Source organism: Catenovulum agarivorans DS-2 (genome assembly GCF_000568405.1).
Lineage (GTDB): Bacteria > Pseudomonadota > Gammaproteobacteria > Enterobacterales > Alteromonadaceae > Catenovulum > Catenovulum agarivorans_A.
In genome coordinates this window covers 81,341-89,417 of the sequence record NZ_ARZY01000019.1, presented here as the reverse complement: position 1 = coordinate 89,417, position 8,077 = coordinate 81,341, and the positions used below count along the sequence as shown (strand labels likewise).

Genomic DNA, 8,077 nt, shown 5'->3' with positions numbered 1-8,077 from the left:
ATTGAGTGACACAGATTTCTAAACACTACCACAAATTACGCTCAAAATTTTGAATACACTGTGCCCCTTCTCATTCAATATATTGGGATGGCAGCAAAAAATGGAAGAACTGCTCAAGATAGACTAGGTGAGGGGCATGATAAGCTTCAAACCATATTGGCAGAATTGGTCGATCGGGACTCGTTTAGGAGCGCCTCTGTCATACTTTATAAGCCTGGTGAATTGGATTGTGATGCAATCACTTTTGAGCAAGTAGTAAAAACACTAGAAGCTAGCCTCATTCAGCATTTTAAACCGAGTCCGCTTAACAAAGAACACCTAAATTTTCCAAAGAATAAAACAAATTAACTTATATTTTAAAAAATATCGGCGCGAATAGTATTTTAGTACACTTAAAGAGCCCTGAAGGAACTTCGTTATACTCGACTTATAAGCCTCGAAAACTAAAAGAGCACCTTTTTTGCGTGAAGCTCACATAAGGTCCAAGGGATATCTGCTCTAGTGAAATTAGTTTTAGCAATGAGCTGCTAGATAGACCAAATTTCACTTTACACTACACATTATTTGAGTACGATTAATTGAAATTACTTTTGATTAATGTGTTACGCCAATTATTAGTCGCTTCTATGGAATTATTATCGCTATGTATTTTAACGATCATAATCCTCCTCACTTTCATGCTAAATATTCTGGTTATGAGGCTTTGTTCAGTTTTGATGGTCAAATTATTGAAGGTGAACCACTTAATTACATTGCACCTTTGGAGTAACAATTATGATTCATGTTAAGTCCTCAAAATATACATCAGGAATGAAATTTTGGGTGTCATTTGACGATGGAACTTCCGGGCAAGTTGATTTATCGAATAGCCTAAAAGGTTCGATGTTTGAACCATTAAACAACCCTCAATTTTTTGCACGTTTAGCCGTAGACACAGAATTAGAAACTGTAGTTTGGCCAAATGGTGCTGATTTAGCACCTGAGTTTTTAAAAGAACATTTGATACAACAAGTAGGCTGAAAATAGAGTTGCAATATCACAGGACACCCAAGACTTATGCCCATCAAAATAACCCAACTGACCAACACCAACGACCTGCTTGGTGAATGCCCAATTTATGACAAGCAGACTAATAAACTTCTTTGGGTTGATATTTTAAACCATCGCTGGCATCAGTTAGATTTAGCCACCAACAACATAAATACAGTTCAATTTAAACAAGGTTTAACTGCATTCGCGCGCTTAAATGATAAGTCGTTTTATGCAGCTTTTGAGCAAGAAATTGCGCTAATTGATATAACAGGCAATATCGTTAAGCAACTTCCGGAAACTCAATTAAATAACCCAGATATTCGTTACAACGATGGTGGTTTAACCCCCAATGGGCATTTTATTGTTGGTACTATGGACAAAAAAGAACAAACGCCGCTTGGCAATTGTTATTTAATAGACCAACACGGTAATAAAACGCATATGTACCATGGCATTACAGTGTTTAATACGGCAATTTTTAGCAAACGTGGTGATGTGTTTTACAGCGCCGATTCTCCAAAAAACACATTTGTTGCTCGCACCTTTCTAAACCCAGATACAAACTCAAATCAAACACAAACAGCCAGTATGAGCGAGCCAATTGCAGAATTTAACATAGACCCAAATATCCCAGGTTTACCTGACGGTTCTTGCTGGCACGATGACACTAGTTTTTGGAATGCAAGGTGGGATGGCTCAGGTCTAGCGCGAATAAACACTCAAGGACAATTGCTCGACTTTATTGAACTAGAGGTTGCACGCCCAACACATTGTTGCTGGATAAATCATGAATTGATAGTAACTACAGCAGCCATAGGTTTGAGCCAAACTCAGTTAGATGCTCAGCCACTTTCAGGCTCTGTGTTAAAAATTACTGGGTTAAAATAACCCGATCTAGGATAAAAGGTACATATGTACTGATTATTGATACGAAAAGACATAAACCTTTACAAGCCATTTACCTATAGTGGCTTTTTACCCAAGGTTAATTGTTTTGTTGTGGTATCAATAATATGAAAATTCTTAATATCAGTACATTCTGCAAATTGCTTGTTAGCTTGCTGCCTGCAGCCTTCTCTTCAACTATTCAAGCTAATGAACAAGTAGTGGCTTTGTCGCCGCAGCAATCACTCGCAACTATGGTTGTGCAAGACGGTTTTAAAATGGAGCTTGTCGCGCACGAACCTATGGTTGAAGAACCCGTACTGTTAAGTTTTGATGCCAAAGGCCGCATGTATGTGGCGGAAATGCTCACCTATATGCAAAACGCCGATGGAACAGGGCAAATGCAACCCACCAGTCGTATAAAAAGGTTAGAAGATACCAACAACGACGGCATTATGGACACAGCAACAGTTTTTGCCGACAACTTATTACTCCCGCGCATGGTATTACCTTTAGCTGACGGACAAATAATTGTACGCGAAACCAATACCTTAGATTTATTACTAATTGAAGATACCAATGGTGATGGTGTCGCAGACACACGCAAAACCATCTTTGAAGGTGGTAAACGCGGCGGTAATTTAGAGCATCAACCCAGTGGATTAATTTGGGGCATAGATAACTGGTTATACGTAACCTACACCAACAGACGTTACAAATTTGTCGACGGCAAAATTATCAGCCAAGACATGCGTTACGGCGGCGGCCAATGGGGTTTAGGTCAAGACGAAGTGGGTCGTCATTACTTCACTAAAGCAGGTGCAGAAAAGCCAGGGTTCAGTTTTCAATTTCCAATCGTTTACGGCGCAGTGCCAATTAAAGGTGAATTAGCTGAAGGTTTTAGCGAAGTATTCCCAATTGAATATATTCCTGATGTACAAGGTGGACTACCAAGAGTCAGAGAAGATGGTTCGTTAAACCACTTCACAGGTGTGGCAGGGCCAAGTGTTTATTTAGGAGATAAATTACCTGAATTATACGGCAACTACTTTGTACCAGAGCCTGTTGGCAATTTAGTTAGACGCGCTATTGTCGATCGAAAAAACGGGTACACAACAATAACCCATCCATATCAAGCACAGCAAAAAGAGTTTATTGCCTCAACTGACTCATCGTTTCGCCCAGTTTGGAGTGAAACTGGCCCAGACGGTACTTTATATTTAGTCGACATGTATCGTGGAATTATTCAAGAAGGTAACTGGACACAAAAAGGCTCGTATTTGCGTGAAGTTATCGACAAGTATGGTTTAGACAAAATTATCGGTGGCGGGCGAATTTACCGTGTAACTAAACCCGGTGTTGAGCGTGGCGAGCAACCGAATATGTTTGCCGATTCTAGCGAAAAATTAGTTGAATATTTAGCTCATAAAAATCAATGGTGGCGCTTAAACGCACAAAAACAATTGGTGTTGCGTAAAGACACCAGCGTAGCCGCTAACTTAAAAACTATGGCTTTAAAACACCAAAATCCGTTGGCACGATTACACGCACTGTGGACGCTTGATGGTTTGGGGATTTTTGATAAAAATTTAATTATACAAGCAATGCAAGACCCACATTCCTATGTGAATACAGCTGCAGTTCGTATCTCAGAACAGGCTGTCACTAAGTCTGACCAAAGCATGATTAAAATTTGGCAAAGCTTGTTAAAACAGGCCGATATTGAGCTTGCTCAACAAATTTTGTTGTCGGTTTTTTATGTGCAAACAAGCGAACAAACCCAAAATAGATTTACTAAATTAGTTAAGCAGAAATACCCTGATTCTAAGTCAGTTAAGGCTATTGTGCGAGCCATGGACTATTTGGTCGCAGAAGAAAAAGCCCAAGCTAAATTAGCAGGCGCAAACAAAGAATTTGCCGCGTCAATGGCACGTGGAAAACAAAACTTTAATTCTATGTGTGCTTCATGCCATGGCGCGGATGGTAAAGGCACAAAAGCAGGGGACGGTTTAATTGCGCCATCTTTTGCTAACAACAAACGGGTAAATGGCGATTTAGCCATTTTAGGCCGAATAGTCTTGCAAGGTTTAATAAAACCAATAGAAGGCAAAAGTTATCTAGGCGGCATGATGGCGTCTGTTGGCTTAAATAGTGACGAATGGATTGCAGATTCGCTTACCTATATTAGAAATAACTTTGGCAACTCGGCATCTGCAGTCACCCCAGAGCAAATAGCAGATTTAAGAAAAATAGAACCACGCACCACACCTTGGACATTAAATGAGTTAAACGCACGTTTTGGCAACAAGCTTAGCAACAGAAACGAATGGAAGTTTAACGCAAGCCATAATCCAACCAACTTTGAATCGCTCATAGACGGTCAACTTAATTGGAATAGATGGGACAGCCAAGAAAAACAAGCTGTTGGCATGTGGTTTCAAATAGAGTTGCCAGACGCGCACTACATTAGCCAAATTGATATGGACTGCCGCGATGCATCACGCTTATGTGCCAGAGCATTCGACGTCGCTTTTTCGCTTGATGGGGTTGACTGGACGCCTGTTCATAAACAAATCGAATTTTTAGATAAACATAATATTCAAACACTTGGGCGCAAAACACGCTTTATTCGTTTTGTTTTAACCAATGGTTCGTCTGAGCACAACTGGGCAATAACCGAACTTAACTTAATTGGTAGTAAAGCTCAAGCGCCTAACTTTGCATTGCATCCAGCGCTAAACGCTTCAAATACACATTGGGATGAATCAACCAAAACGCTAAGCATAAACAGAAGTGTTCAGTTTGTGCCAGACAGCAGCAAAACATGGACTTATGCACAAATGGACAAACTAAAAGATCAGTTTTATTGGGACATACCGTGCGAAATTAAAACTCTAGTGATAGACAAAAATGTAACTGTGACAGGCCATTTACGTATGACCTGCGAGCAAACCATTCAAGGAAAAGACAGATTCAGCAGCATCATTTACGGCACCCCAACCAAAGCTTGGGCGAGAGGTGAAAACCAAAAAGAAGATGACGGCACCGATTGTGCGCGCAACGGTCAACCAGCTAAGGTTGCAGGGGATGACATTTTACACGATTGCGAAAAATGGCAATACAGCGGCATAAGTGTTGCGAATAACGCACCAAACAACGCTGTGTATTCAATTAAAAACCTCACGGTAGAAAATGCGCGCACCTATGCAATAACCTCAATTCGCCATACGTTTTATATTGATGGGGTAAATATATTAAACACCCGTGAATACCCAGATTTTCAAAGCAATTCAGATGGTATAGGCGGTGGTGAAGGTACAGTTATTAAAAATACTTATATCGACACTTGGGACGATTCAATTAAGTTATACCGTGAAGGCATGCATGTCGAAAATGTCACTATAATTCATAACGCCAATGGTTCACCTTTCCAACTAGGCTGGGGCAAAAAACCGACAACAAATCATACGCTTAAAAACATTAAAATTGTTTATGGTGCATCAAAAAACAACAGATTCAATTTACCTTTATTTGCCAACTCGGGCGGAAAAGTAGATGCTCATATCAATATAGACGGCATGTTAGCTGAATACGACAGCTCGGCTATTTTAAGCAAATGCACCAACAGCCAAGCCATGCCATTGGTTTATTTAAAACATCCACAATCGCAACTCACCATAACATTTAACCAGCAAGCGCCCGCAGTGTTTACCGCCCCTGCAAAATATTGTGGAGAAGGGCAGTTAGTATGGCCTGAAACGGCTGCAAACAGTGCTGCAAAAGAAAGTGTGACAGGATGTCTGGGTTGTGAGCCGAAGCTATAACGACAACTAAATTTTTTTATAGGCTGACTCGTCTTGGTTATCTCGCTTGAGCGGTGCGCTGGGCAGTAAAACGTCTGCGTCAACGTATTGTTGCGCACCTCGATACCCTCTATCAACCACGGCCAGTTCAATATCTGATTTTCTATGTTGGTTTGCATGCTCAAGTGTTGGCGCTAGCGTTTTTGAATCGTGAGTGTGTTCATCATGACTTACAGCACCAATGATGATATTGCCTTTTAAGGTCGATACTATCGATGCCTTACGACCATACCCATACGCTTTGTGGTCTTTTCCTTTGCCAACACAATACACACCTGGCTCATGAAGACTGTAAATTTTATTTTTATCTTTTGGGGTCTGAGCGAGTACTTTTTGGTATAGCTCAAAATCTGCTTCCATGCTTTCAAGCACAGCATTAAGCTCTCCCTTGTTAGTTTTTCACTAACCCAGATTTATTAAAGTGTTATTTAGCCAAGTAAAAGCCTAATATTCTGTAAAATAAGGGGTTAGGCTATTTACACAAAGAGCATTCTTTAAAGCTAGGTCAGTGAACGCCTCCCTATGGAGAGGAGTAATTATCTCTCCAGCTCTCAAAATACGTTCTACAAAATAGCCAGCGTTAGTAGTAGATGAGCAACTGGCTAAAACTCTACTAATCAGATCATCCTGTGGTTTGCCAATATAAGTGCTTACATTATGAGATAATAGATAATCAAACATATCACTTCTACTTAAATTAAATAAACTGTAATAAAGTGCCGTTCGACCTTCGGCGTCCCGCATGTGTAAATTTAAACCATACCCAACAAACGCTTCTATTATTTTTACATCCTGTCTTACAACCGTTGCAAATAAAACAGCGTCGTTGAATTGAGCACCATCATTGAGTAAGGTTAATAGCACATCAAACGGGGCACCATTTGCTGTCGCTTGCGCCAGAGCAAAAGTCAGCATTGCTTCATTTTGAAGCTCTTTAATATCAGGTTGCCTTGACTTCTTAACGAGCTCATCCCAATTTTTACTTCGGATAGCAGAAAATATATCTGAAAAGAACTTGTCAATCTGTTGTTTTTTCTCGGCGCTAAGCTCCTTTTCGGTATTTTCTGGTTCTTGAGTCATTTCCGTGTTTTTGTTTGCAAGTACGGGCATTGATTTATCTTGTTTGACGAATCCATCCTGTTGATCAGGTCTGGGTTGTATGTCATAGACTTCGTTAGAGGTTTTAGTGGATGATTTAATAACTGAAGAATCTTCAACGTAATCCAAGCTACTCACACCTTCGTCTTCAAGGAGTTTATTTAAACCAACAGTAGCCTGTAAATAAAGCAACAGTAATAAACAACTGAACAAACTAATCTGCACTAATTTATTTACCGGTTTTCTCAGAGGCTTCGAATACAAAAATCCAATTACAAAAAGAATCGACATAATAACCATCATTACCAAGGATGATAGTTCTACGACATACTCCTGCGTAAAAAGCAACTTAAGAAGGACATAGGTCAAAATCATTGAAAAAAAGCATTTTAGCCAATTTGTTAGAGCAAATTTCATTGTTAGTTTTTCCTAAGTGACCCCACCTTTTAAAGGGGCCACAATTATACTTCATTAATCGCAAAGAGCTTCAGCTTTTTTTGCTTCTAAAGCACATCGGTTTCTCTCGATTTCCAAAGTGACTAGCATTTGTTTGGTCTAATGTGGTTGTAGTGTTCATTTGATTGTGCCCTAGTTGTTTAGGTTGTGAGCCGAAGTAAACATTCAACATCGAGCCAATGCATGAATATCGCTCAATGCTCAGCTAGGCAACTCCTTGCATAAATTTGGGCTGCTTCTACCATTTTTGAAAATTCACAGTATATTGGGAAATATAGATTAATTAATCCTCTAGTTTTATATCTTCACAATATATTGTGAAAACTTTGCTTATCTCGTTCGATATGCTATAAATTCACAACATATTGTGAATTTTAGGTTTAAAGATGGAAGTTAAAGTCTATTCTGCCAAGCAACTTGGTAAAATCTGTAGTTCGGTCAGAAAAAGCCAAGGCCTTGATCAAGAAACTGCAGGTTCATTTTCAGGGAGTAGCAGGAATACCATTTACGGCTTTGAAACCGGTACTGGCAATATGTCAATAGAGAGAGTGTTCACTTTAATGGAAGCGCTTGGTATCGAGTTTAAAGTCGATATTCCTTTGCCAGAGTTTAATGACAAAAAGCGAGAGGAACTCATTAACAAAATCACGCGAATTACTTAAGAATAATGACTTAGTAAGCTTTAAAGCTTACTATGAATAATAATTGAAGCTCAAATCTAACATTTTCTTCATCTCGTCCCG

The 8,077-nt window shown here is 39.6% G+C and carries 7 protein-coding genes; 5 read left to right on the top strand and 2 right to left on the bottom strand.

What is annotated here, in order from left to right; genetic code table 11:
- Nucleotides 1–610: 610 nt before the first annotated feature.
- The 4 genes from DS2_RS11045 to DS2_RS19915 all read left to right on the top strand — a co-directional run bounded on the left by DS2_RS11045 (nt 611) and on the right by DS2_RS19915 (nt 5,741).
- Nucleotides 611–769 (top strand): DUF4160 domain-containing protein, encoded by a 159-nt coding sequence (locus DS2_RS11045; RefSeq protein WP_326979548.1) that lies wholly within the window; start codon nt 611–613, stop codon nt 767–769.
- A gap of 5 nt (nt 770–774) precedes the next feature.
- Nucleotides 775–1,020: a DUF2442 domain-containing protein gene (locus DS2_RS11040; RefSeq protein WP_035014830.1), complete on the top strand. Its 246-nt coding sequence runs from the start codon at nt 775–777 to the stop codon at nt 1,018–1,020.
- A 36-nt stretch (nt 1,021–1,056) separates the two neighbouring features.
- Nucleotides 1,057–1,920 (top strand): SMP-30/gluconolactonase/LRE family protein, encoded by an 864-nt coding sequence (locus tag DS2_RS11035; RefSeq protein ID WP_035014829.1) that lies wholly within the window; start codon nt 1,057–1,059, stop codon nt 1,918–1,920.
- 125 nt (nt 1,921–2,045) lie between these two features.
- Entirely contained in the window at nt 2,046–5,741 is a 3,696-nt protein-coding gene (locus DS2_RS19915; RefSeq protein WP_051479807.1) for a DUF7133 domain-containing protein, read from the top strand.
- A 6-nt stretch (nt 5,742–5,747) separates the two neighbouring features.
- Here the strand turns inward: DS2_RS19915 and DS2_RS11025 are convergent, their stop codons facing one another.
- Together DS2_RS11025 and DS2_RS11020 are read right to left on the bottom strand one after the other, a co-directional pair.
- Nucleotides 5,748–6,140, bottom strand: coding sequence for a transposase (locus DS2_RS11025; protein ID WP_035014828.1), 393 nt, complete (start codon nt 6,138–6,140; stop codon nt 5,748–5,750).
- 84 nt (nt 6,141–6,224) lie between these two features.
- The gene (locus DS2_RS11020; protein WP_035014826.1) at nt 6,225–7,295 is read right to left on the bottom strand and encodes an ankyrin repeat domain-containing protein; all 1,071 of its coding nucleotides are present in this window, start codon (nt 7,293–7,295) and stop codon (nt 6,225–6,227) included.
- Between the two features lie 425 nt (nt 7,296–7,720).
- Here DS2_RS11020 and DS2_RS11015 point away from each other — a divergent pair, with 425 nt between their 5' ends.
- Complete coding sequence (locus tag DS2_RS11015) at nt 7,721–7,996, top strand: helix-turn-helix domain-containing protein (RefSeq protein WP_035014825.1); 276 nt, start codon at nt 7,721–7,723, stop codon at nt 7,994–7,996.
- The last annotated feature ends 81 nt before the right edge of the window (nt 7,997–8,077 follow it).